Genomic DNA, 21,674 nt, shown 5'->3' with positions numbered 1-21,674 from the left:
GTCGTTTGCAGCATCGATGGATTGAAGTCGGCTGCACTGCAAAGTCCTACACTGCTGTCGCTACTCATTCGTCACGAGCAAACCGTATATGCTCAGGCGCAACAGTCTGCGGCATGTTTTGCGGCACACCATATTCAGGCACGGTCTATGCCGTTGGCTGTTGCGAGCGAGAGACTTGGCGGGCACCGATACGTTGAATTTCACGCAAGAATATCTCGCGGAAATGCTGGGGGTTCGGCGGACCACTGTGACAGTCGAGGAACACGGCCTGCAGGCTGCTGGTCTAATCAAGTACGCCCGTGGGAAAATCCAGATCGTCGACGCGGAAGCGCTGCACGACGGCGCCTGTGAGTGCTACGAAACGGTCAAGCGCCATTACGCCAGGCTGCTGGGAACGGAAATGTCGGATACTTGACATAACGGAAACCGGTTGTGACATCATTGGTCTTTTCGATCTCGAGAACTCGGCAAGCCTCCTCATTTTTAGGTAGACAGCTTTTTAGCGTCACTTTAGTTTTGCCAGCTGGATGGTAATCAAGATCAGATTTTGAGCGTTTCGATGGAAGAATACCGGGCCTATGTGATCGGGGCTGACGGCCATATTTTCAATCGGGTCGATATCCGCTGCTCTGATGAGCAGGAAGCGCGGAGGCTCGCGAAAATCGCCGTGGATGGCCACGCCGTTGAGCTTTGGCAAGGTGAGCGCTTTATAGATCGGTTCGAGCCAGAGCAATAAGGCTGCTTCCGCGTGATCTTGTGCCGCGTTGATGGCAAGGGCGACAATTCAATACCGGTAGCTTCTCGATCAGGTAGTCCCCCGCAGAGTTTTGATTTCCTCTACATGATATCCGACAGGAGGCACTTGTCCGCCAGCTTCGTCGGCGACCGGTACCGAAAGGCTCGATCCAATCCAGTTTGCTGATTGAGCGGCTTGGTGACTGTGTGGGTAACTACTCTCCGCTACGTCCGTTCATGGGCATCGTGCGCGACCTCGTAAGCCAGGCTGCGTCCTTACTTTTTCATCTCGTCCTGTTTTACGGGCCTCGGCGCGCCGTCTTTGTCTCTCTTGATATTGCCTTTGGTACTGCTCATGCCGCTGGTGTCCATCGAACCATCCGGTTTGGCACCGTTCGTCATTCCGGGCCTCTCCATTCCGGTCTGCGGGGCGGGCCCCGAGTTCTGAACGCCGTGACTGCGATTAGCCTTTTCATAGGTTCCTCCGTGCTACTTGGAGATAACTCATCACGTAAAAAGCCGTTCCCATAGGCAGACGCCTAGGTGGGTGAGGGGTTGGGACTCGAATTCCGCCGTATAGGCGGCCACGGTCGATCAGATTCTCACGGCACTAAGCCTGCCGACCTACCATAGAGCAGCGACCAAATTCGAGGGTTGCCAACCGCTTGGTCTCACCGTGTAGTCCACGCCGATGAAGTGGTCGAATAGTGCTGTTTGCTGCGGCTAGGGGAAAGCGGGTTCGCACCAGCCGATAGCAATGTGATCCGAAACGTGGCTCTAGTAACAGATCGGCAAACTCGGGATGCTGCCATTCGAGCCGTTGTCTGAGCTCCTATGCACGAGCGCAACGTTCATGGGACTGACATGTCCTCTGGTCCTTTCGAGGATCGCTCGATGAGTGACCATGAATGAGCGGCCATGGATCAGTAAATCGCTCGAGGTTTTGAGGTCTCTAGAAAAGCCCCCTTCGAAGCGCCTTTTAAAATGGATGGTATTGGAACGCCGAGGTCCGTTCGCAGAGGTTCGAGGACCAAAGGGCGGACCAACAGGAACACTTCGCAAACTTGCTGAGACGAGCTACCCGTTTGGGGCGACATGATTTGTCCGAGACGTCTACGATAGTCCAAAGATACCGAACAGAGAGAATTGGAAGGTCTCCTTCGCGGCCGTCACCGTCGCACCCTGCATCCACCGACACGCGATCCTAAGCCGCGATCGGTCCCTACGCGCTGCAAGATTTCAATATGTATTACACCCTGCGGTTCGGATTTCGCCCATCCAAGATCGCATTCCTGGCGATGCACGCTTGGAAAGCAAATTCGACGGGCGAATGGCCGTCCGGTCTGCCGGCCGATCAGCGGCAACATTACGAACTGGCCGATATCCGAAAGTGGTTGGAAGTGTTTCTGCGACGATTCTTTGCTTTTAGTCAGTTCAAACGTTCCGCGATGCCGAACGGCCCGAAGGTCTCAGCGGGAGGGTCATTATCCCCCAGGGGTGATTGGCGGGCTCCGTCCGATGGCAACGCTGCCGCGTGGTTGGAAGATCTCGAGCGCAACGTTCCGAGTTAAACTACGTTTCCGAAGCAGCCTGCATGTGCTCGAGTTCAAGAGCCGAGTGAGCGTCCGAATTGATACTTAGCTTGACCCGAAACCGAGTGCGGCCTGGTGCATATTGCGTATCGGGCTGCATGCCTCCAAGGAACCGCAGCTCAGTCGATCGATCCGGGCTATCGTCGTTAGAAAGCTTCCCTCGCCGTGAAGGTAACGGCCTCAATTTTATTTCCATCAGGATCTCGGACGAAGGCGCAATAATAGTTGGCGTTGTAGTTTTCACGAATACCCGGCGCGCCCTCGTCGGCCGCACCATTCGCGACGGCGGTGTCGTAGAATCGTCTCACTGTTTGCCGGTCGGGGACTTGAAACGCGATATGGACGCCATTGCCGGGAGTGGCGGGCAAGCCATTGATCGGCGTTTCCAGGCCGAACATGATATCGGATGATCCAAAGTGGACAGCCTTGTCTGACGCTTTCAAGAGTCGAAAGCCGATGTGAGACATCAGCGGCTCGTAGAAAGCTCGCGCCCGCTTGATATCATTAGTGCCGACAGAAACGTGATGGATCATGTGTCACACCAGGCGCATGGGCAGTGGGGAGTTGAATATCGTGATACCGGCCCTCATAACGGTCCGTGAAATCTTGAAGATAGAAGGGGATATCGCGCATTTGCAAATCGCAGCGCTGCCGAAGCTCATGGGCGATGTGGACGGATACGTCTTCAGACCAGCGTTCGGCGGTATTGAAAGCGACGACGCGGCTTGGCTTGCGGTATTGCCCGGCCAGAAGATCTTGAACGACCGTTTCGAGGTTGGTGGCTTCGTAATCGGTTTCGCGCCAGGCGCGGCCGGGCTTGCTTAAATCATCCGCTACCAAATAGATGGTCCGATCGTTCTCATCCGGCACGATCGACGGCGTCCAATTGGGTTTACGCATAGTGAACTCCGCGCAACAGAACGCGAATTCAAGACGAGTCCGGCCGATTAGTTCCAGCTCAAATGAATGTAGTGCTTATTCCGGGTGGGATTGGTTTTCTTTGTTCAAATCCTCTTGCAACTCTTTCTTGGCTTGGTGGTAGAATTCTTCGTCTTTATTGGAGGGCTCGCCAGCCTGCTGCCAGAGCTCGTAAGCCCGCCGGATAACATCCATCTCCTTGGGTGTGGCCATGCTGTCCTGCGATTTTCGGCAGTTGGAGGCCGGGGAGAGGTCAACCACCATTCATGTGAGCTTCGACATCAGCCACCCGCGCCTCTCTGACCGAGTCCGACCGACGAAAAAGCAAGCGCGACGGGCGCAGGAAGCAAACTCACTCCACCGCCGCGGGTTCCTACCAACGTGTCATTCCAGAGCTTCGGTCACCGCTCCCGGTCCTGGCCCAGTCGAACGGCTTCCTCACTGCAGAGGAACGGCTGGACATTTGGCCCGTTGATGGATCTTCAACAACATGAAAGTAAGGGAGCCAACTATGCAAATCAATCTCAGAACAATCAGCGTTGCTGCAGCCGTGATTGTTGGCAGCACGGCGATTGCTTCCGCACAGGGGAGCACCGATCGCAACGGCAACGCGATGGGTTCTCAGAACGTTGGTCAGGGAACGATAGGCGGCGCCGTGAAGGACAACAAGGCGACGACGGGTATGAGCCGCACCAGTCCAGCGAAGAACGACCCCAACGGCTCGCCGAGTGCATCCCCGACGACAAAGCAAGGCCCACAGGGCGACCCCTCGAAATCCAACGACGCGCCGAAGTAGGGTAGGACCACCAAGACCAGCCGTCCCGGAGTCGCCTCCGTGGCGGCTCTGCCCTTGATGCGTCCTTTTGTTCGAGGATCTCATACTCAAAGGCCACGCCTTGGGCAGGTGGTGTCGGTCAGCGGCACTCGAATAAAACCGTCGTTGGAACTTTATTGACGTCGTTTAAGTTTCTATGGTGGAGAGAGCCCATGAGTAAAGAAACGCCACTCGACGATCCCAGGCAGCAAACTGATCAGGGGTCGCACTCGCAGACGGACAAGCCTTGGAAAGGCAATCCGGAAAAGGAGCAGCGGCCCGGGACCAAGAAATCAGATCCGGACAGATGGCAGGAAACCAACACGCATTGAACGGGAGTGCCTCAATGGGATTGGCGTCTTATGAGATCGTTGGTGGCGCAGGAGAGTGGCGCGTCAGCCATGACGGAAAGGCTGAGAACATTTACCAAACCAAGGAATCCGCATTTGAGGCGGCGGTCGCCGCGGCTTCGCTCGCGCTTCGACAGGGCCATGAGGTGCGGATAATGGCTCCTGGAAACAGTACCGCCACAGGGGCCGCAAATCCGGGGTAGGCTCACCGTACTGACGCCAGCAATAAGGCACCTTCGGTCAAACGAAATACCCAATCCGCCAAGCTGTCGTTGCGATCGCGAACCACGCCGATAGCGCCAGAAGCATAACGATCCAAAACGGTAATGCCGTCGCTGACAGCCATACCACAATGGCGAATGCAAAGAGGCCGGCGCTACCGAATGTTGCTCCAGCGGCGTCGAGAGCCGCCGCCTGCCGCCCTCGGCGATTGCCACGCAAACCTGTCTCCCGCTTTCGCCGCCGCTCATGCGCCTCGATGAGGGTCGCGCTCGCGAGAAAAATTGCAGGAAACCCCAGAAAAAGACCGCTGAGACGGGCCGCCGAAATCCGCGACGAGACCTGCCAGACAAGTCGCCAGCCCCCCGAGCACAAAGCGAACGAGATATTCGTACCAGCGGCTTCCTTCAGCGCAGAGAACTTGAGGTGGATCATTTCCTACGTCATCTTATCAAAACTTGTTCGAGGCCGAGCGCGGCAGCAAACCAACAGTCTCGCGGTCGAGGCTGCAAATGCACTGAAGTTCAGGCGCATGATGAACTGGCATACGAAGAAGCTGAAAAATGCGAACGCCGGAGCGCCTACCGCCATCGGTCGAGCCTCTATGGCGACACAGTCGGCGCCGTGTTCGCCGAATGCGAGAGTGAGTGTCGCTAGCGCCACGGTTGGAGCTGCACCGAAAAGACCGGAAAAACTCTTGGGACGAAGCACGTCGGCAAGGCTCGCAACTGCCAGCACCACGATGCCACCGGCTATGAATCGCACTACGTATTCCATGACAATTCAATGAAGCGTCCCGCAGTCGTTTGGTTCCAAAATCGATCGGAACCGGCCGTCGTCCGCGGTGTTCTTGGGGCATGGCCGCGCACCGGTGCCGACCAAAGGAGTTCGCCATGAAGCCTATGAAGATGGATGGCCAGACCGTGCAGGTCCGTGACGTCGAGACCATTTCCCACAACAAAGGCAGACTAATCAGCGTGAGCTACGAGCAACGCAGGCGCGACGGCGACCCGCAGCGGCGCAAGCGCGAGATTTACGACAACGGCAACTCAGCCGTCGTTCTTCCCTACGATGCCGACCGCCAGACCGTACTGCTCACGCGGCAATTACGAATACCGGTATTCCTGCAGGACGGCAGCGAGCGAACCGTGGAGGCGTGCGCCGGAAAACTCGATGGTGAAAACGCAGAACGACGCATTGCGAAAGAGATGCAGGAGGAGCTCGGGTATAAGATCACGAAAGTGCAAAGGCTGTTCGAGCTCTATGTTAGCCCAGCCGCGATTATGGAAAAGATCGTCTTCTTCACCTGCGCCTATTCGCCGGCAGACAAGGTGTCTGAAGGCGGTGGACTCAAGGAGGAGGGGGAGGATATCGAGGTGGTAGAGACCCGTTTGCAAGAGGCCGCTGTGATGATTGCAACCGGCGAAATCGTCGACGCAAAAACAGTCGTTCTCATTCAGTATTTGAGCAATCGCCTATCGGTTGATGCTTCGGGCTAAATCGAACACCAACCCGGCCCGCGAATGGCCGTCGTTACAGGAATGGCTTTCCTCCAGTGACCGCGATGGTCGCGCCGGACACGTAGCTGGAAAGCGGATCGGCCAGCATCACACAGGCACTAGCCAATTCGGCAGGCTGGGCCGGGCGTTTCATCGGAACTTGTTTGCCGAAATTCTCCACGGCGTGCTCGGACAGGGTCGAAGGGATGAGTGGCGTCCAGACCGGCCCCGGGGCGACAGCATTAGCGCGAATGCCCTTCTCGGCCAGCATCTGCGCCAAACCCACAGGACCTGGCGGCTGGAAAGACGGTCGGAAAACACTAGATCGTGCGGCCCCCGTTGGCAGCCGGCCTGAAGACGAAGCCCGCGGGATGCCGGAACTGCTGCGCGTCCCGCGCTAACTGTTGAACGGCGAGGACCAGCTAGATGGCTAAGAAAGCCAAGAAGCGCAGATCTTCGAAGGGAGCGGCAAAAAGGTCGGCCGCGCCATGAAGAAGCGCAAATCCGGCACGCTGAAGAGCGGCCGATCCGGGAAGAAGGTAAAGAGCAGGAAGCAGGCGATTGCGATCGGGCTGTCCGAAGCCCGAAAGAAAGGGGCCAAGGTGCCGAAGAAGCGTTCGAAGAAAAGTCAGTTCCCAAGCTGACCAGCCGATTAGAAAGTACAAGGCGACATTGGGTTCAGTCGAAATTCAGGGCGGACATTGCGTACCGGGATATAACGGGCGCGCCGCAGTGACTCCGGCGGAAAATTCATGATGTGCCTGCAGCACAGCGATAAGTCAGATTCCGGCTATGGAACCGTTTCACTATTCCGAAGTTAAATGGCCGAAGTCTCCCGAGGCTTCCCAACTTGCCCCGCTGCATTCGTTGCGATGCGGTGGGCACCTTCGGAGAGTGCGATGCAAAAAGTCATTGATCGGGTAATGAAAACCTTTGGAATGATGAAGCCGCTTTCCGAAAAGGAGGCGGAGCAGACACGCGAGATGTTGCTGGAATTCCTGTCAAAGCGGCCTGGCACGGACGACCACAAGGCAGCCGTGCAAGGACTGACCTTCTTGAGAAACCTCAAGACGTGAGGGCGCCATGGAAATCGTTTACTTCATCGGAGCGCTAATACTTCTTACAGCGCTGATCTACGGGACATTGACCTATCATTACCGGAACAAGTCTAAGAGTAAGATCGCCGATCAGATTGTCCGCGATCGCTACCATCATAACCAGACATGATCGACGGCCTGAGACGGCGTCATAGAGCGCGCGATGCGCCGGGGGCTTCGGAAACCAAGCCCGTTTGCTCATGGAAGAACAGTTTTGATTACCGTTTGGTTCTGAAAATGTCGATAGCGCGACGTCAGGAGAATCGCCTTCTTTAAGACTGGTGAACTAGGGTTTGCGGCTCATCCCGGCTGGGACGAGAGCGTCCCTAGGAACGAAAAGCAGCTTCGCGCGGGGTGGACGATAACAAACTTACACATGCCATCGAGCGCCTCTGTCGCCGTTATCCCGCCTGCTTTATCGTGCGCAGGCGGTCTGGACGATTTTGCCTGCCGTTGCGAACCGCAAAGGGCATTCGACAAAAGCAAAGGCCGCCTCGCATAGCGGCCTCTTGCCTGACGTTCTTGAAAGGCGAAGGTTAGCAGTCGTTATCAGCTGTCTTCGCTGAGGGTTGGACGCCTTGGGCTTGCTGCCCGGCTGTGGGCTGTCCCTGCATCTGCGCCTGCGAATCTTGCGACGACGTGGCGGCGCCGCCTGTTGCGCGGTTCATTGTATCTGTCGGTGGATGCTGATTGGCGGATTGTGCGCTACCGGTAGTCCGGCCGGTAGCCCCGACTGTGGGACCTGAACCGGCGTCACGGTTCGCGGACGTACCACTGGTATTGCACGGGCCGGCCTGGGCCGCGGCGGCGCTTAAAACCATTGCAGTGCTCGCAGCGAGAAGCATTCGTTTCATTTGCATGGTCCTCTCCTTGGTTTCCATCCTTTGGGATTGCGTCCATTCGCATTCCGCAGGACTTGCTAGAACAACCAAGTCAAATATAGCCGGTTCCTCGATGTCGAGGTGAGTGACGCGTTGGGGCGAGAGAAAAGATGAAGGCTCACCGATGAAGGCCCACCGGCGGTGGCGGGAAGATCGTGGTGCTGACTGGCATTTCCTGCAGGTTCGATAAAGAAGACGTCTTAAGCCATCCCGATGTGCGTTGCATTGCAGATGGGCAGGAGGAACCAAAGTTCAGGTTTAATTGTTGTTTGCTAAGCGTGCAACGGTTGAAGCGGTGAACGATGACTAGAGACGCTTTTGAACGGCGGCGCTTTGTGACACAACACTTCGTTGGTCGCATCTCGTCCGAATTGTCCGACCCCGGGTATCGCTATTACCGGGCCCTCATAGAGTCCGGCTACGATATACGCGTTTTTCTCAACGATGATCTGCAAGACAGTTATCTTGCTGCAGATGCCGAGGAAGGCATCGTACGACAACGAATTTTACTTCGTTCTTCACCCCGGACTGAAGTGCGTCGGGGTACGGTCAAGATTGTAATAAGCAAGCAGTCCAAGAATGAATGTTAGATGTGCGGCCGCCTCGCTTGGCGCCACCCAGCATGTCTCCGGTAATAACGAGTGGGCCGAGGCACTCGTGCAAATCTCTCCCCGCTTTGTGCATGAAAAAAGGCCCCGGTTAAGGGGCCTTTGCTTTAGAGCCGGAATACTAGCTTTAGTACTTGAATTTCGGGCATTGCTTTGAGTTGATCCTTGGTAGCACTGACCACTGCCCGGTCAGGATACCATTGCCTCGCCCCCGAACCTGTCGAGCCTGTCGTTGTCTTGTCAGACTCGTTCGAGAAGTTGATCTTGTTCAGCGGCATCATGACATTGCGCTCTCTTGCGCCCAAGAAGCCGCCGACATCGATCACTAGCCCTCGACCTTGCCGGTGGAGACAATGATCACGTCATTGAGGTCGCTAATCTTCTCGTTCTGCTCGTTGTAGACGTTTACTCCATGGGACACGATTTCGATCGGTACAACGGTGCCTACCAAAGTAACACCATCTCCAAATTCCACATCTCCACCAGCCCTGAAATAAATTCGACCGTAGAGGCGTACAGACCATGGCAATCTTGCTTTAGCTCGAATTTTGAGCTGAGCGTTGAGAAGAGCGACAGCTAATTGCGGGTTGCAAAGCACCTTGAAGATTTTGCGGACGGCGGTCGACGAGCCCGGGTCATCGCCCGCGGTTGGGCGTTCGCCTGCGTGATCATTTTCCTTATTGCCGTTGTTTTCTGACGGTGTCCGCATTCGCCTTCCGAAAATCGTCGATCGCTATCGCAGCGTCGCAGGCATTGATCGGGGAGCCACTTGTGTGGCGAACGGCTTCGTTAACGGCGCAAAAAGAGCGTAAGGACAAAGAACGCGACGACCAACCCGGCCGTGGCGATCCGATAAATTAAGTCGTGTTTCTGTTTGTCCATCTCAAACGCACTCTGCACGAAGCCGCCGAGCCATCGAACGTGGGGGCTCGGCGCGACGACTTCGCAGCGCATGCCGGACCTGGGCAGTATGGCCGGCAACTGCGAATCCTAGTGGCAAAAGCGTGACGTGCAATCGATTGCCGGAATTAAGCTTGACGCCCCCGTGGGGAGTTAATTCTGGAACACTGCTGTGCTGATCGATAGCCGGTGCGGCAACGGCCCAGCATCGACGCTCAAGCCAGGGTATGGGCACTGAGTGGTAGCAAACTTCACGGCCTCAGCCTTCACGACGTGGGGCCGCCTTTTTGTTGGTAGGAACGATTTAGGCATACAGGGATCGGCTCTACGCCTGTGGCGGCATTAGCCCGTCCCCTCGTGCGGCTTCCGCAGGTAAACGGCCCTGGTTAGATCATCGGGGCCGTTTCTTTGGCCCGGGATAAGTCGTCCGGAAACTTCGTGGGCCGGGCCAATTCTTCCTTAACTGGCTGCTACAGTCCGCTCAATCGCGGATGGCCCCTCAATAAGGTTTCCGCGAGAGTAAGGGTAGAGCCGTCGCTGTTTCAGCCCAGCGGCGGCTTTTTCGTGCCCGCCCCCTTCACTCTGGCGGGCACTGGTTGGAAACGGCCCCGGCATTTCTCCGCTTCACCGGGGCCGCCAACACTCAGCTGGGGCTTGGGGGCTGGACAGCTGAGAGCCACAGCTAGACTCTTGCTGAGACCCATTCGTTCCAATGTCCAAGGTTGGATTGTCATAATTTGCCCTTGTGTCAGGTAGCTGACGCAACCGGACCGTAGACTTTTCGTTGTCAATTTATGCAGTAGCGCGACGCAGAGGGTCAGCAATGGCACCGTTTGAAAAGGTATGCGTTGGAACGGCGGCCGTCAGTTTCTTAGGACTGATCGGCGCAACGTTGATCTTGGTCGCGCACTAAGGGCACCTTGGTCTGGCTGGTATTGGAACCGGTGAGTCGGGTACCTGACAGACGATCAGCAAATTCTGGGGCAAAATGCGTTTCCAGGTTTGGGACCTAGTTATGCAAGAGTACCGCGCGTACCTGGTTAGTTCGGCCGGCAATATCCTTCACCGCGTCGATTTCGTTTGCCGAGATGATGAGGCCGCCAAAGAGCGCGCGAAGGAGATCGTCGACGGACACGACGTAGAGCTGTGGAATGGCGGACATAAGATCGCGACTATCCCGCACAAAAAATAAGAGTCCTAAATTTGTTTTTCTGTCGGGCAGCGAACAGACGGCGGCGTTAACTTCTAATTTATTTGCCTCGTCATTCGCTGAGGGCAAATCCATGAAACCGCCATCCAGCTTGGCGCCATCTCCTATACGGGAGCAGGCCGCCAATACCCTTCGCCGTGCTCGAAAGCTTCCGCCAGGGCCATACCGAAACGATCTGCGCCAGTTGGGCTTCCACCTCTTGAGGCTGCACAAGCTAGGCCTCAGAGCGAATGTCACGATAATCGACAAAACAAATTAGGAGTTAGGCCGCCTCATCAGCCGGAGAGGAAACGCCCTCTGTGTGTCGGGTACCGTACAGCCACATTGCGAAAATTGATATCTTGTCCAGGGGCGCGGCGGGCAGATGAGCAACAGGTTCTGCAATGTCAGAGTTTTCCGCGAAGTACTGGCGCAACCGCGCTGCCGCCACCGCGGCAATGGCCGATCGTCGGTGGATTGATGAAAGGCAGAAGTTCAAGTTGCTCAGAGTGGCCCGCGAATACGACAAACTGGCGGATGCTGCGGCGGCCAAAGGGCAGCCAGAAGCAGACCGCCTCGACCCGTTACTGAAAGCAGATCGGTGTCGAACCGCAAACTACCGCAGCCACAGCCCCAAACTGACCTTGACGAATTAGAAAGCAAAGCGCTCTTCCGTCACGATGACAATCGCCGAGATACGGAAGCTAGTCCGCGAGATGGAAGCACAATTGGCTGCGCAGTTGGGAAAGAAGGCGCCCGAGGAGGAGCCGAAAGAGAAGCCGTCGCGTACTGATCAGGCTCGGCAAGTCGCTGAGGAATACGCCAGCGACCAGCGAGGGATCGTCGAAAAGCTCCGCACGAGGCTCAATTGGGTCGCTGCGGGCGATACGGGCTCGTCCATGAGCTGGCGCCGATCGGCCGTCGGTGGCCTTCCAAAGCCGGTGCAGGGTCCCTTTTCACGGAGTGGACACAAATCGGTGCTGTCTCAGTGGCCTTAGTTTGATTTTGGGAGTGGCCTGATTTACCCTTGTCCGATGGATGACAACCTGGACCTTCTGACCAAAATTCAAGAACAGATCATCGAATGCCGCCGCACGGCATGCGAGACCCCAGATTCCAAGTTGGCTTTATTTCTCTACCGCTTGGCCGATGAGGTTGAAGCGGAGGCGCGCGAAGCTGACTTGATTGGGGAGTAAGGCCGCTCAGTTGGCAGTGCTCTTCCGCGCGGCTAACTCTCTCAGCCAAGCGCTGTTCAGCAGCCCTGACCTCGCCCTGTCGGGCCGCCTCAGTTGGCGGCCTTTTTCGTGGGGGCTTCGGTCCCGCGCCCATTTAATTCGCGTTGTGTGCACTTGTGGACTGTTTTCCTGCATTGAACGGCGCATCATACTACTATCACAGCCCGGACTGTGGCTTTTACCTGTGATGGAACCGCCGGTCGCGTTCCCGCCCTAGCTCCAACAGGTGGGGGCGGTTCCGTGAAAGACTATCGCGCTTCGATCGAAAAACTCCGCAAGGATGCAGCTGACGCTGCCCTGATCCGCGACATGGCAACGGACAAGACCAAGTTCGAGATGTACGACCGATTGCACCGACATTTAAACGGCCTTGCGGACGAAGTTGAGCGAGCCATGAACGCGCCAAAGCCAGCCTAACGTCGCCTCAAGTTGGCGGGCTCATTCACTCGAGAACGTTGTACTCAAAGGCTACGCCTTCCGGATCGTTTTCTGCGAACCAGGTTGCCGCGGCGTCCGTGGTGTCGGTAAAGGCCCATTAGGCTTCCCGCCTTACTCAGAGCGGGGGAGCGCCGTCATGGAAGACGCCGTTTCACACAAACGACGCCACTGGATCAGCGACTACGAGATCACGCCCAGCGCCTTCGTAAGGAAGCCCAAGGCACGCCCCCAGGTATCATGCGCGATGATCTGATACGGCGCGCGCGGCAAGCCGGAACGGCGGCGCGCATGGGCGACTGGATTAGGTCCTCCGGGTTACAGCCGCCGAAATGAAGGAGGCCGCCTCAGTTTGGCAGCGTCTTCCACGAAACGCTTGTTCCCCAAGTAAGCCTCGCAGGCCGCTCTCCAGGGCGGCGACGTTTGAAGATGTGCGCCCAAGGCGGGAACATCAGATCACATCGGTTTGATCAGCAGGTACGCGGAACATCTGTCAGTTCTGCGCTTTTGCAGAAATCACAAATCAAGAAAGGGAGCGTTCCATGACGAGACTGAGTCTTGCGATCCTCGGCACCGCCGCGATCCTAACCTCCGCGCTGGCGAGCCCCGCGATGGCCGAGGGCACGACGACCAAAGGTATGAAGGACAAACAGGTGAGCCACGCCAAGAGCCAGAGCCATATGCAGCGACGCGCGGACAATCGCGGCGAACAGTTCCGCGATGCCAACGCTGTTGTAACTCGGGATCAGTATGGCAGGCCTGCGGGGCCGGTCGGCGCGGCGGGTGCCATCGTCGGTGGTGCCGCCGCAACGGCGGGCGCGATCGCGACTGCCCCGTTCCGGGCCTTCGATAATAGCTACAACAATTATAATGACTATTACGGCTACGGCTATGGAGGCCGCGACTGGAAGACCTATGCGGCTCGCAATAGCCTCGCCTGTACGCCTGGCACCACTTTCCGTGGCGCGGATGGTCGGCAACACCTCTGCCAGTGATCACTTTGACACTGATCACTTTGACACTGATCGGAAGAAAGGCGGCTCAGCTCTACGAGCCTCCTTTCTTCCAGCGCCCATGGATCGAAGCCTTCTCCCGCCTGCTATCGGGACAAAAAGAAGCAGCGCTATTTCCGCCTAGTGCTACCGCTCGGGGGTTCTTTACCGCCTTGCATCTCCAGTAGCTCCTCCACGGAAACCGGCACGTCATCGTGGTCGGCGAAGCGTCGGCGTAGCTCGTCGGCGATATCCAGGGTGACGTCGCGGGACCACCCCTCAATGGTATTGAAGGCGACGACTCGTGTCGGACGGCTATATTGATCGTCCAACAGGTCGCGGATGAGCGCGTCGTGGTTGGCATCTACTTCGTTGGTCTCGCGCCAGACGCGGCCGAGGCGTCCCAAGTCGTCCAGCACCAGGTAAGTCTCGTGGCCGGTTTCCGCCGGTACCACTGATGGCGAGCGACGCATACGCGACTCCACAATGGTGGCTCCAGCTCCGGAGTCGAGGAGCCGTGGCGGCGTCGACCGGAGACGCCGCCGATTCTATGCCGCCAGGCGTCATTTCGTTCCTAGGAATTTGAGGAGCGCCGCGCGGGCTCTGGGGATCGACGAAGCGGATTGATGCCGGTGAGTTTCACGGAAGCACGGGGCGGTTTCGTCTCTGACCTCAATCATCATTCCGCACCGACGTTTAGAACCGATCTAACCACAGCCGGCATCTGCGGTTGAACAATTCCGCTCCCTCGGCAGTCATATTCCAATGGACGAAACCGACGATGTCCTCGAACTGGAACGTAAGATTGCACAAGCGAGCCGCATCTCTTCGCGGGTTACTGACCCGACGACGTATGAGCGGCTCAAGGCGTGGGTCGCGGAATTGAGACAGAGGCTCAGGCAACGTCGGGCTGCCCGCCGAATGCGGGACGAGATAACAGCCCGCGCACACGAGCTTTGGGAACAGAACGGATGCCCTGTAGACCGCGACCTGGAGTTTTGGCTTCAGGCCGAGTCTGAGATCAGCGGAGCAACCGAGAGTGACCGATCGGCTCAGTAGCGCCCCAGGCTGAGCACGGCCCTGCCGGGGGCTTTGAGGGCTGGTATGTCGGGTGCCGTGCCGTACCCCGATACGTGGATACTGTCGTCCGCAGGATCGACCCGGCCGATTGGCATCGTCACTACGAAGTGTTCGTTCTTCGGCTGGCCGATTCCTAACTGCTAAGAAAGCAATGGCCCCGGTTTGGGGGCTGGGAGCCGTGGGGTCGTTTCCATTGCAGGGCAAGCCGCCGCTCTCGGCAGCACCCAAGCTGAAGCTATTTTGCCTTGGCGTCTGTCTGGCACCCGACAGACTCCGAACCTGGAACCCTCCTGCTAGGAGCAACGTCTTATTGATCGTCCACGAAATGCTTGTTTATCGCATCAGCATGGAAGCCGTCCGGCATCTCCGGCATGGTGGCCATGCCGGCGGCGTTGCAGACCGGACAGGGCGCTCCCGCGCCGCCACAGCCACAGGCTCGCGCCCACAGCCATGGCCTGTCGCTGTGGTTCTCGCAGACCCAGCGGCAGTTGTCGCAACGGTTGCACGCCTGCATCAAAGGTCCTCCCGCACGCCCCGGAACAACGGGTGCCGCACCTTGCCCTCGGCGGACTTTCGGCGAGCAGTTCGGGCTCCACCCAGATCGCCTTGTGCGCGATCTTCTTTGCGTAAGGCTGGGTTTTGCGGATCAGCGGCGTCAGGCGCTTGCGAAGGTCAGCGGCCGACTTCTTGTCAAAGCCGTGGTCGACCTTGCCGGCATAGACCAGGTCGTCGCCCCTGCGGCGGCCGAGATAGATGCCATCCCAATCGCTGCCGTCGAGGGCAAAGCCTGCAATGGTCAGCGTCTCGCGTTGAGTGCAGGTCTTCTTGACCCAGTCGCGGCCTCTTCCCGAGGGGTAGTGGCTGTCGCGGACTTTGGAGACGACGCCCTCAAGCCCAACCTTGCACGCGTGTGCAAACATCTCCTTGCCGTCGACCTCAAAGCTTTCGCTGAATTGAATGTCGGTCCCGTCGACGATTTTCTTCAAGCGCTTCTTGCGCTCGATCAACGGCAACTTTCGAAGGTCGTAGCCGTCGAGGTAGAGGAGGTCGAAAGCGACCAGGATGATCTTTGTCGACTTCCCTTCAGCTCGTTCTGAAGGACCGCAAAATCAGTGGTGCCGTCAGCGGCGGGAACGACTATCTCGCCATCGATGATCGCCGAGCCGGCGCCGATGTGCCAGGCGTCGTCGTCGACCTTCCGGAAGCGTTTGGTCCAGTCGTTGCCGCGGCGGGTGAAGACCTTAACCGCTTCGTTCACCAGATGCACCTGGACGCGATAGCCATCGAACTTGACCTCATGGATCCAGCGATCGCCGGACGGCATCTTGTCGGTCGACGTCGCCAACGCGGGTGCGACGAGTCCGGGATAGGGCGCCTTTACGCCGATCGCCGCGGGCTTTTTACGCTGAAACGCCACGCCGAGAATCCCCACGAAAGTTGATTCAAGCTGGCACAGGTTGCATCGTTCCGACCGAGAAAAGCTGGAACCCTTCCGCATTCAGGACGCGTTGCCCGCGTAACGGCCTTATTGCCGTGAAGGCAAAGGCAAAGAAGCAAACAAGCCGCGGGCGTAAGCAGGACCGGGCGCGGGTCGCCGGCGGGCGGGATCACGAGGTGCGCTACGCGGCGAAGAAGACAAACAGGTCGGCAGTACGTGAAGAAGGCCGTCAAGAAGGTTGGCACAAGCCTCAAGCGTGTCGAGCGCGGGCTCGGACGTTAGGAACGACTTACGGAGTAGTGGATTGAAATGATGTCGTACTTCCCCCCGTGCGACGCGACTCCTCGGAAGGGTCTCCGCCGCCGCTGGGACCCTTTCTTTCGCAGTTGGGCCGCCGAGGCGGCCTTACCTCTTAGCTGACTTTTGGCGTGTTCAAGCTGCTGCGGATATCGATTTCCTGGACTGCCAGAGCAGAAATGTCGCTCGGCTCGCACGCCAGTCTGTGCGATTTCGATGATTTTCCTTGCGACCCAATTCAGCCAGTGGGTCACCTCTGTCGACAATGCCCAGGGTCCGCAACGCTTGCTCATAGGCGGTCGTCAAGCGGTCGATCTCTTCCGGCCCCATCGGCATATTTTGCAAGAGGCGATAAATGGGCCTCGGCTTATTCCCGGCCTTCCAAAGCATCATACCACGAGGAACTCGCGGCTGGAAGAAGCGGGAACAAGTGGCAGTAGACTTGCGTTTATTCAATGAGGGCAACCGGTAAGAGGAGGAGTACATGCCAGTTCTGGTGCTTTGGGCCGCCCCGGCCGTGATCGTCATTGGCGGCCTCGGATGCTATTTCCTTCGTGTTGTTCACTGAGCGAAATTATCAGAGGGAGGCAAAGGCTCGAGTCGAAATACCGACCGGGTTTTTCTCGACCGTTAAGGACGCTTCGCGATGGTAGACAAGCGCGCTCTGAAGCTAATCGGCGTCCTTTTCGCCGCTTTGACCTTGATCGTCGTCTTCACGGCGGCTGCAGTCGTGGCCGGTCACGCCGCGAGCAGTGTCAGTGGCGATTATCTGAAAATGGTAGACCTTCGTGACTAGCTCGCCGGGATGGACGATGCAGTTTGCGAGCGCGGCTGTCATTGTCGCATTCGCTACCAGTGTTTGGGTGGCAGGGCAGCGCGTGAATCAACTCGGTGCCAATAAGCAACTCACGCCTATTTTGATTTTAAACTCAGCAGGGACTTCTGGCGATCGCGCCCTGATTGCTGAAGGTCGACGACTTGGATGGTCTCGGCGCACGGCCGCGCTTGAGCCATTTTATGGCCCAAGCGACTTGTAAGAGAAATGAGTTCCCATTCGCGAATAGAGATGTACCCCGGATTTGTCTGTCCTGAGCCAGCCGCGGTCGATCGCGAGTTCGGCGCCAGCACCATACACGGCGGGGGCTTTCGCAGTCCCGCAAGGGCCGCACGGGACTGAGCCGCATGCTCCCGACTCCGAACTACTCCGAAACGCTGGGAACATTCGTTCGCGCGTTCCGTTCTAGAAGCACCCATCAACCCTTCGGAGGAGGAAACAATGCAGAAATTCCTGGCCGCGGCTCTCCTGAGCGCCGCCGTCTTCAGCGTTCCCGCTTATGCGCAAACCGCCCAGCCCACGGATCGCGCGGCCCCCGCCGCGACGACTGCCGGCTCGCAGGAAAAAATGGCGCTCAAGGGAAACTGGCGCGCGTCCAAGCTCATGGGCCTCGACGTCTATAACGAAGCCAATGAAAAGCTTGGCGACATCAACGAACTGATCCTGGACAAGAATGGCAAGGTCAATGCCGTGGTCATCGGTGTCGGCGGTTTCCTGGGCATGGGGGAGCACGATATCGCGGTTTCCATGGACAAGCTCAAATTTATGGAAGAGCCGGTCCGCACCAGCTCGACCACCGCAACGACGACGCGCGACAACGCAGCTGCGCCGCGCGAGACAACGACCGGCGCGGCGACGACCACCACCACCACCACGAACGCACGGAGCGGCAATGCGAATGACTGGACGCCAGACCACGCCGTGATGAGCGGCACCAAGGAGCAGCTGAAGGCGATGCCGCAGTTCAAGTATTCAGACTACAACTGAGCATCCGATATTTCGGCTGATTAAGGCCCCATCGCGGTGGGGCCTTTTTCATGAGCCGATCAAAGAACGCATGTAACGAAGCGGGTCCGGGCGCTGGAGATGGGACTGATGGTGTGGGCCTCGTGGAATTACGGGCTGATGCGCCACTTTAAGTACCCTCTCACTTGAGGGGCATTTTGGAGCGAGGTTGGAAAAATAAAATTTGGCCGGCGGCCTTCCGAGCATCTCGTTTATCCGTCGGCAGCCAGGATGAGCACATCCGGATTTGTAGCGGACCATTTCGATGTACCCTGTCGTCCAGGGTCCAATGGTCCTTCAAGCCCGTAAGACTGACCGCGGGACTTGAAGCGGCGCCCTGCCTCAAAGCGATCCATTGCGTCCTCCAATGAGTGGAAGACGCAGGAGCAGGGACCGGTGCCGTGATTGCGGTGAAACGACCAGGAGGGGCAGGTGTCAGCGGTATCAGCGGATTCCGCCTAAATGAGGTGGGAGAGAAATTAGAAGGAGGAGGGGGTAAAAAGCCTTGATGCTTGGCAAGGGCGACAAGAACAAGATTTTCTGGCATCTACAACCGTACCCTATTGGGCCGAACGCGTGCGTTTAATGCAGCAATAGCCTGCTCGCCTCGATAGCCTGCGCACCGCCGTCTCGCTGCGCACATCGGCTGCCTAGCTTGCTCTCGTTTCGACCCTCGGCAGCGAAGTGTGATATTCATCAACGCTGTCGAGGTCGATCATAGTCTTGCCTCCCATCTTGTAGGCCCTGATCCTCTCGTGGGCGATCAGCTCATAAGCCTTAGTCCTTCCGAATTTGCCATAGCGGCAACCGTCCTTGAACTCGACGAGCCGGCGCCGTTTGTTGTTATCATTGTCAACCATGGAATTCTGCATGTGCTTTGATGATCTCCCCACGATCGAATCAAGCCCCACTGAGCGAGACGGGCATTTCATGGTGCGACCTTGGTGTCGACGCGGGCTTACAAGGAGGCGCTGCTTTTGTGGTAGCGGTTCCTGCTGACTTGTTCGACGCCATCTGCACGTAGCCCATTTGCTTCGGATATCCGTGATCTATGTGGCCTACGGTGCAAAACACAAAAGGCTCTCTGATGCCGCCGCTAACTCCTGCGTGCTGTAGCGTGAAAATCGGACGGACCGAAGCACTCTTGTCAAGCTCGTAGCCTGCCGTCCCCGTGCTCACTTGGCCCTTTGGGCAACTTCTGGTGTACAAGCGCCGTTGCTCTAATTCTGCCTCCAACTTTCACTCGTGGAGACAGGAAGTAGGCCGTGGTGTATAGGCGGCAGCCGCCTCGCGACTGATGAGTCGGGGGGCAAGTGATGGCGGGAGCGCTGTCTGCCTTGGTATCGCTATACTCTGTGCCTGCCGATCTCAATTCTGCCGATCCGAGAATCTCGAACAGCATTAACCAGCGATGCTGATGCAAGCAAAAGGGCGACGGTCCGTTCGGATGCTCTGGCGTGTTATGGCGTACAAATCGGCCAGAGATTGTGCCACGTTGATGCGCCGGCATCCGCGATTGATGAGAGCCTGCCTGCTGGGCTCACGCTCGAATATCAATGCGACCTGGCCGGCATCCACGAAGACGACCACGCAGCTGATAAACCGCAATTTTGTGGTCAGCAAGAACCGAGATTACTATTAGGTATGACGCCGTACGCTCCGCTGCCTCTCTGTTCACGATTGGAAGCACCACCGCGCTTCCAAATCGTACCCTTAGCTGCACGGGGAGCCCAAACCGGGACGGCGTCAGGCCGTCAAGGCCGAAGCCGCGAAGCGGGGGCGCGATAGCGTCAGCCTTTACGGCCTGACGCCGGTCCGGTTCACTGTCGCCGGCAGAAAGCCGACCGCTGACGTCATCTGGCCGCATCGAGCTCGTGCTTCAGGCGCCATGCGACGGGATCGGCAATCCAGCGGTTGATGTCGGATTCATGCCAGCCGCTCCCGTTGACGCTGATCTTGATCTGCGGCGGGAATGTGCCCTCGGCGATCTTGCGGTAGATGGTGGACCGGGACAGCCCGGTCCGGGAAAGCACGGTTCTCAAGCGGATGATACGGTCTTCTCTAATCGGCGTGTTGAGGTCAAGCACTTCCGAGCCTCCCACTTGGGTGACGTTCGACGTCTTTTCGCGGCCCGCGCTTCTCTCCGGGATCGGCATGGAAGCCCTCCCATTATGGGGTCCAGTAGAACGATGTGGTCCAATCTGGTTCGCATCCTGATGATGGCTCATCGGAGATAAGACCGTATGCGAACTCACATCATTCATCGTCCGCGAAGGACGCCTTCCGCCTCGCGGCGGAACTCTAAACTCTTTGTCTGCTGGTCGCGTTATGCAGTCGCGCCCGTCGTTGTTGGCCTGGTCTCCCGTGTCCAACGGAACTCGGAGCCGTCTACCCACATCCGATGCAGGACCACCGCAAGCCTGCGCGCCAATGCAACGATCGCCTTTTTGGCCCCATGTCGTTTGGCGACATTCATCGCCCACGCTTTCAGCCACGACCATTTCTTGACGCGTATCAGCAGGACCTGCGCCGCTTCATAAAGAAGCCCCCGCAGCATGGCGTCGCCGCACAACGAGACATGACCTATTCGTCTGCTCTCGCCCGACTGGTTGAGTACGGGCGTCAGCCCCAATACAGCCCCCACCGCTCGCGAATGCCGAAAGCGGGACGGAATGTCGATCGTCGAGGTATAGGCGAGCGCGACAATCGGTCCGACTCCGGGCACCGTCATCAACTGCCGGCAGATCGGATCGACCCTGGCCTCGCCACGGACCTTGCGGTCCAGTTTGGCGAACTCCTCGCGCAGCTTTTGTCTGGCAGCGAGCAACGGCTCGATGATTTCCGCCAGATCGGGAGCTGCTTCAACGAGCTCGCGTATCCGCTCATCGAACTTGAATGCTCTAATCGTGCCGACCTTCAGCCCAAAGTTGCGCAAAAGCCCACGCATATCGTTTTCCATGGCGATAGCCTTTTCCTGCAACAGCTTGCGGGCCGTCAGCAAGGCGCGGCGCTTCTGGCTCGTGAGCGTCTTCACGTGCACGTCCTTGAACAGACCGACCCGCATCATGTGCGCAATGCCGCGCGCATCGTTGCGATCGCTCTTGTTTGGCTGTTGAGCCTTCAAGAACGCTTTTGTGTGCCGTGTCTCGATACAGAGTACCGCGAATCCGGCCTTCGCCAGCCCCTCGAACAGCCATTGAGACAGCGGCCCGGCTTCGAGCCCGACCCGTTCAAAGTTGAATGCGGGGTCGCTCAGGACAGCGACCAGATCGTCCGGGTGAGATATCACCTTCTTCTCCCGGCAGACATTTCCGCTTTCATCGACAATGCACACGCTCGTTTCTTTGACAGAGACGTCGAGACCCGCATAATACTTCATGCTGCGCTTCACCTTTCTGATGCTTGTGGCTGTTTCGTTCAGACCACGTTTTATCATCAGCCTGAAGCGCAGCACCTTCCTTCCTTTCCGGTCGGCGAAGATGGGGCACGAAGCCGATTACCCCATCTGGTTCGCGCATAACCGCGCTGCCTCCTGCTGACTGTCTCTGACAGCTT

The 21,674-nt window shown here is 57.7% G+C and carries 29 protein-coding genes and 4 pseudogenes; 15 read left to right on the top strand and 18 right to left on the bottom strand.

Annotated elements, in window-relative coordinates; translation table 11 throughout:
• Positions 1 to 88 precede the first annotated feature (88 nt).
• Positions 89 to 415 carry a Crp/Fnr family transcriptional regulator gene (locus tag ACVWVY_RS01985; RefSeq protein ID WP_456624812.1) on the top strand — a complete coding sequence of 109 codons (327 nt, stop codon included), beginning with the start codon at positions 89 to 91 and terminating at the stop codon, positions 413 to 415.
• A gap of 90 nt (positions 416 to 505) precedes the next feature.
• Here ACVWVY_RS01985 and ACVWVY_RS01980 read toward each other — a convergent pair whose 3' ends face one another.
• Both ACVWVY_RS01980 and ACVWVY_RS01975 read right to left on the bottom strand, forming a co-directional pair.
• A complete protein-coding gene (locus ACVWVY_RS01980; RefSeq protein ID WP_456624811.1) occupies positions 506 to 733 on the bottom strand; it encodes a hypothetical protein in 228 nt (75 codons plus the stop codon).
• Between the two features lie 278 nt (positions 734 to 1,011).
• The gene (locus tag ACVWVY_RS01975; protein WP_456624810.1) at positions 1,012 to 1,137 is read right to left on the bottom strand and encodes a hypothetical protein; all 126 of its coding nucleotides are present in this window, start codon (positions 1,135 to 1,137) and stop codon (positions 1,012 to 1,014) included.
• An 806-nt stretch (positions 1,138 to 1,943) separates the two neighbouring features.
• Between ACVWVY_RS01975 and nadE the strand changes: the two are divergent.
• Positions 1,944 to 2,306: pseudogene (gene nadE, locus ACVWVY_RS01970) on the top strand (NAD(+) synthase); the annotation flags it as partial.
• A 167-nt stretch (positions 2,307 to 2,473) separates the two neighbouring features.
• On the opposite strand, the gene ACVWVY_RS01965 reads toward nadE, so the two are convergent.
• The 3 genes from ACVWVY_RS01965 to ACVWVY_RS01955 all read right to left on the bottom strand — a co-directional run bounded on the left by ACVWVY_RS01965 (position 2,474) and on the right by ACVWVY_RS01955 (position 3,458).
• Positions 2,474 to 2,860: a VOC family protein gene (locus ACVWVY_RS01965; RefSeq protein ID WP_456624809.1), complete on the bottom strand. Its 387-nt coding sequence runs from the start codon at positions 2,858 to 2,860 to the stop codon at positions 2,474 to 2,476.
• The gene (locus ACVWVY_RS01960; protein ID WP_456624808.1) at positions 2,832 to 3,227 is read right to left on the bottom strand and encodes a hypothetical protein; all 396 of its coding nucleotides are present in this window, start codon (positions 3,225 to 3,227) and stop codon (positions 2,832 to 2,834) included. The genes ACVWVY_RS01965 and ACVWVY_RS01960 overlap by 29 nt, the downstream gene beginning before the upstream one ends.
• A 75-nt stretch (positions 3,228 to 3,302) precedes the next feature.
• Positions 3,303 to 3,458 (bottom strand): DUF2934 domain-containing protein, encoded by a 156-nt coding sequence (locus tag ACVWVY_RS01955; protein ID WP_456624807.1) that lies wholly within the window; start codon positions 3,456 to 3,458, stop codon positions 3,303 to 3,305.
• A 298-nt stretch (positions 3,459 to 3,756) separates the two neighbouring features.
• Here ACVWVY_RS01955 and ACVWVY_RS01950 point away from each other — a divergent pair, with 298 nt between their 5' ends.
• Entirely contained in the window at positions 3,757 to 4,041 is a 285-nt protein-coding gene (locus tag ACVWVY_RS01950) for a hypothetical protein (protein ID WP_456624806.1), read from the top strand.
• A gap of 364 nt (positions 4,042 to 4,405) precedes the next feature.
• Positions 4,406 to 4,612, top strand: a complete 207-nt coding sequence (locus ACVWVY_RS01945) for a hypothetical protein (RefSeq protein ID WP_456624805.1) — start codon at positions 4,406 to 4,408, stop codon at positions 4,610 to 4,612.
• A 37-nt stretch (positions 4,613 to 4,649) separates the two neighbouring features.
• Here the strand turns inward: ACVWVY_RS01945 and ACVWVY_RS01940 are convergent, their stop codons facing one another.
• Together ACVWVY_RS01940 and ACVWVY_RS01935 are read right to left on the bottom strand one after the other, a co-directional pair.
• Positions 4,650 to 5,063, bottom strand: coding sequence for a hypothetical protein (locus ACVWVY_RS01940; RefSeq protein ID WP_456624804.1), 414 nt, complete (start codon positions 5,061 to 5,063; stop codon positions 4,650 to 4,652).
• A 3-nt stretch (positions 5,064 to 5,066) separates the two neighbouring features.
• Complete coding sequence (locus ACVWVY_RS01935) at positions 5,067 to 5,405, bottom strand: DUF3147 family protein (RefSeq protein ID WP_456624803.1); 339 nt, start codon at positions 5,403 to 5,405, stop codon at positions 5,067 to 5,069.
• Between the two features lie 116 nt (positions 5,406 to 5,521).
• Between ACVWVY_RS01935 and ACVWVY_RS01930 the strand changes: the two genes are divergently transcribed.
• Entirely contained in the window at positions 5,522 to 6,127 is a 606-nt protein-coding gene (locus tag ACVWVY_RS01930) for an NUDIX domain-containing protein (protein WP_456624802.1), read from the top strand.
• A 34-nt stretch (positions 6,128 to 6,161) separates the two neighbouring features.
• Here ACVWVY_RS01930 and ACVWVY_RS01925 read toward each other — a convergent pair.
• A pseudogene (locus ACVWVY_RS01925) lies at positions 6,162 to 6,410 on the bottom strand (SDR family oxidoreductase); the annotation flags it as partial.
• Between the two features lie 205 nt (positions 6,411 to 6,615).
• On the opposite strand from ACVWVY_RS01925, the gene ACVWVY_RS01920 reads away from it, so the two are divergent.
• Together ACVWVY_RS01920 and ACVWVY_RS01915 are read left to right on the top strand one after the other, a co-directional pair.
• Complete coding sequence (locus tag ACVWVY_RS01920) at positions 6,616 to 6,771, top strand: DUF6496 domain-containing protein (RefSeq protein WP_456624801.1); 156 nt, start codon at positions 6,616 to 6,618, stop codon at positions 6,769 to 6,771.
• 255 nt (positions 6,772 to 7,026) lie between these two features.
• On the top strand, positions 7,027 to 7,203 hold the full coding sequence (locus ACVWVY_RS01915) for a hypothetical protein (RefSeq protein WP_456624800.1): 177 nt from the start codon (positions 7,027 to 7,029) through the stop codon (positions 7,201 to 7,203).
• A 1,617-nt stretch (positions 7,204 to 8,820) separates the two neighbouring features.
• Here ACVWVY_RS01915 and ACVWVY_RS01910 read toward each other — a convergent pair.
• The 3 genes from ACVWVY_RS01910 to ACVWVY_RS01900 all read right to left on the bottom strand — a co-directional run bounded on the left by ACVWVY_RS01910 (position 8,821) and on the right by ACVWVY_RS01900 (position 10,898).
• The gene (locus ACVWVY_RS01910) at positions 8,821 to 9,039 is read right to left on the bottom strand and encodes a hypothetical protein (RefSeq protein WP_456624799.1); all 219 of its coding nucleotides are present in this window, start codon (positions 9,037 to 9,039) and stop codon (positions 8,821 to 8,823) included.
• Entirely contained in the window at positions 9,039 to 9,422 is a 384-nt protein-coding gene (locus tag ACVWVY_RS01905) for a hypothetical protein (RefSeq protein ID WP_456624798.1), read from the bottom strand. The genes ACVWVY_RS01910 and ACVWVY_RS01905 overlap by 1 nt, the downstream gene beginning before the upstream one ends.
• A 1,200-nt stretch (positions 9,423 to 10,622) precedes the next feature.
• On the bottom strand, positions 10,623 to 10,898 hold the full coding sequence (locus ACVWVY_RS01900; protein WP_456624797.1) for a hypothetical protein: 276 nt from the start codon (positions 10,896 to 10,898) through the stop codon (positions 10,623 to 10,625).
• A gap of 308 nt (positions 10,899 to 11,206) precedes the next feature.
• Here ACVWVY_RS01900 and ACVWVY_RS01895 point away from each other — a divergent pair, with 308 nt between their 5' ends.
• The 4 genes from ACVWVY_RS01895 to ACVWVY_RS01880 all read left to right on the top strand — a co-directional run bounded on the left by ACVWVY_RS01895 (position 11,207) and on the right by ACVWVY_RS01880 (position 13,467).
• The gene (locus ACVWVY_RS01895; protein WP_456624796.1) at positions 11,207 to 11,458 is read left to right on the top strand and encodes a hypothetical protein; all 252 of its coding nucleotides are present in this window, start codon (positions 11,207 to 11,209) and stop codon (positions 11,456 to 11,458) included.
• 378 nt (positions 11,459 to 11,836) lie between these two features.
• The gene (locus ACVWVY_RS01890) at positions 11,837 to 11,998 is read left to right on the top strand and encodes a hypothetical protein (RefSeq protein ID WP_456624795.1); all 162 of its coding nucleotides are present in this window, start codon (positions 11,837 to 11,839) and stop codon (positions 11,996 to 11,998) included.
• Positions 11,999 to 12,277: 279 nt separating this feature from the next.
• Positions 12,278 to 12,454 carry a hypothetical protein gene (locus ACVWVY_RS01885; protein WP_456624794.1) on the top strand — a complete coding sequence of 59 codons (177 nt, stop codon included), beginning with the start codon at positions 12,278 to 12,280 and terminating at the stop codon, positions 12,452 to 12,454.
• Positions 12,455 to 13,014: 560 nt separating this feature from the next.
• On the top strand, positions 13,015 to 13,467 hold the full coding sequence (locus tag ACVWVY_RS01880; RefSeq protein ID WP_456624793.1) for a hypothetical protein: 453 nt from the start codon (positions 13,015 to 13,017) through the stop codon (positions 13,465 to 13,467).
• 128 nt (positions 13,468 to 13,595) lie between these two features.
• Here ACVWVY_RS01880 and ACVWVY_RS01875 read toward each other — a convergent pair whose 3' ends face one another.
• Positions 13,596 to 13,937 (bottom strand): hypothetical protein, encoded by a 342-nt coding sequence (locus tag ACVWVY_RS01875; RefSeq protein ID WP_456624792.1) that lies wholly within the window; start codon positions 13,935 to 13,937, stop codon positions 13,596 to 13,598.
• 292 nt (positions 13,938 to 14,229) lie between these two features.
• Here ACVWVY_RS01875 and ACVWVY_RS01870 point away from each other — a divergent pair, with 292 nt between their 5' ends.
• Positions 14,230 to 14,523, top strand: coding sequence for a DUF2934 domain-containing protein (locus ACVWVY_RS01870; RefSeq protein WP_456624791.1), 294 nt, complete (start codon positions 14,230 to 14,232; stop codon positions 14,521 to 14,523).
• A 534-nt stretch (positions 14,524 to 15,057) separates the two neighbouring features.
• Here the strand turns inward: ACVWVY_RS01870 and ligD are convergent.
• A pseudogene (ligD, locus tag ACVWVY_RS01865) lies at positions 15,058 to 15,961 on the bottom strand (non-homologous end-joining DNA ligase).
• A gap of 116 nt (positions 15,962 to 16,077) precedes the next feature.
• Here ligD and ACVWVY_RS01860 point away from each other — a divergent pair.
• Positions 16,078 to 16,264 (top strand): annotated as a pseudogene (locus tag ACVWVY_RS01860) (DUF3606 domain-containing protein).
• 150 nt (positions 16,265 to 16,414) lie between these two features.
• Here the strand turns inward: ACVWVY_RS01860 and ACVWVY_RS01855 are convergent.
• On the bottom strand, positions 16,415 to 16,807 hold the full coding sequence (locus tag ACVWVY_RS01855; protein ID WP_456624790.1) for a hypothetical protein: 393 nt from the start codon (positions 16,805 to 16,807) through the stop codon (positions 16,415 to 16,417).
• 142 nt (positions 16,808 to 16,949) lie between these two features.
• Positions 16,950 to 17,117, bottom strand: a complete 168-nt coding sequence (locus ACVWVY_RS01850) for a hypothetical protein (protein ID WP_456624789.1) — start codon at positions 17,115 to 17,117, stop codon at positions 16,950 to 16,952.
• A 438-nt stretch (positions 17,118 to 17,555) separates the two neighbouring features.
• Here ACVWVY_RS01850 and ACVWVY_RS01845 point away from each other — a divergent pair, with 438 nt between their 5' ends.
• Positions 17,556 to 18,101 (top strand): PRC-barrel domain-containing protein, encoded by a 546-nt coding sequence (locus ACVWVY_RS01845; protein ID WP_456624788.1) that lies wholly within the window; start codon positions 17,556 to 17,558, stop codon positions 18,099 to 18,101.
• Between the two features lie 668 nt (positions 18,102 to 18,769).
• Here ACVWVY_RS01845 and ACVWVY_RS01840 read toward each other — a convergent pair.
• The 3 genes from ACVWVY_RS01840 to ACVWVY_RS01830 all read right to left on the bottom strand — a co-directional run bounded on the left by ACVWVY_RS01840 (position 18,770) and on the right by ACVWVY_RS01830 (position 21,498).
• Positions 18,770 to 18,979, bottom strand: a complete 210-nt coding sequence (locus ACVWVY_RS01840; RefSeq protein WP_456624787.1) for a hypothetical protein — start codon at positions 18,977 to 18,979, stop codon at positions 18,770 to 18,772.
• 993 nt (positions 18,980 to 19,972) lie between these two features.
• Positions 19,973 to 20,185 carry a helix-turn-helix transcriptional regulator gene (locus tag ACVWVY_RS01835; protein ID WP_456632071.1) on the bottom strand — a complete coding sequence of 71 codons (213 nt, stop codon included), beginning with the start codon at positions 20,183 to 20,185 and terminating at the stop codon, positions 19,973 to 19,975.
• A 260-nt stretch (positions 20,186 to 20,445) separates the two neighbouring features.
• Positions 20,446 to 21,498, bottom strand: a complete 1,053-nt coding sequence (locus ACVWVY_RS01830) for an IS110 family RNA-guided transposase (RefSeq protein ID WP_456624786.1) — start codon at positions 21,496 to 21,498, stop codon at positions 20,446 to 20,448.
• Here ACVWVY_RS01830 and ACVWVY_RS01825 point away from each other — a divergent pair.
• A complete protein-coding gene (locus ACVWVY_RS01825; RefSeq protein WP_456624785.1) occupies positions 21,497 to 21,658 on the top strand; it encodes a hypothetical protein in 162 nt (53 codons plus the stop codon). The genes ACVWVY_RS01830 and ACVWVY_RS01825 overlap by 2 nt on opposite strands.
• The last annotated feature ends 16 nt before the right edge of the window (positions 21,659 to 21,674 follow it).

Source organism: Bradyrhizobium sp. URHC0002 (assembly GCF_054059515.1).
The sequence above is the reverse complement of the archived record's forward strand: the minus strand, read 5'-3'. Positions and strand labels throughout refer to the sequence as shown.